This is a genomic window from Fulvivirga sp. M361 (assembly GCF_007097395.1).
Lineage (GTDB): Bacteria > Bacteroidota > Bacteroidia > Cytophagales > Cyclobacteriaceae > Fulvivirga.
In genome coordinates, this window is record NZ_VKDC01000103.1 from 1 (window position 1) to 792 (window position 792).

Consider the following 792-nt stretch of genomic DNA (forward strand, 5'->3'; position numbering starts at 1 on the left):
AAGTGAACGAGGTATTACGGGATACCGGCATCGTGAAAACACCCATCAGCCTCATCTTCCACTCCGGCAAGCACCTGAACCAGTCCCTGATGCAGGGCAACTATTTCTTCAAGGACATTAAAAAGGAAGGTATTGTACTGTATGATACCGGCAAGGTACACTTGCAAAACCCGAAGAAGCTCACCGCGGAAGAGGCCCGGCAAAAGGCACAGGGATATTTTGATCAGTGGTATACTGGAGCTAATGAGTTTCTTGAACATTATGAATTTGATATGACTAAATCATACCTTCATAGTGCTGCCTTTCATTTGCACCAAGTTACCGAACGCTACTATACCGCTATATTGCTGGTCTACACAGACTACCGCCCCAAAGAGCATGACCTGGAGCGGCTGGACCTTCGGGTAAAAAACTGTGACCCTCGCTTTGCGGTATTCCCCCACTCCACCGATGAAGAAAAACGGCTGTTTGAGTTGCTTCGAAGGGCCTATGTAGATGCGCGCTATAAGATGGATGAGTATAGTATTTCTAAAGAGGAGCTGGACTACCTGGCCGAGAAGGTGGAACAATTGAAGGGGCTTACGGAGAGGCTTTGTAGGGAGAAGATTGGGGAGATTGGGAAGGGGAAGGTGTGAGGGGGTGGTTGGTGAATTAAACTATGGTGTGCCCACCTGGCGCGCATATAGCGACAGCGTCATGCGTGCCGATTTAGGAATAGGATTTGTAATCCGGGCTATCTATATATGCACAAGCAACTTATTCAGTCTATACTTTATCAAGAAGATATAAAAC

The 792-nt window shown here is 47.1% G+C and carries 1 protein-coding gene; it reads left to right on the forward strand.

Features of this window, described 5'->3' with window-relative positions; translation table 11 throughout:
• Positions 1-635 (forward strand): HEPN domain-containing protein (locus tag FNH22_RS31775; protein WP_143402570.1); only part of this gene is annotated, 635 nt, incomplete at its 5' end.
• Positions 636-792: the final 157 nt, after the last annotated feature.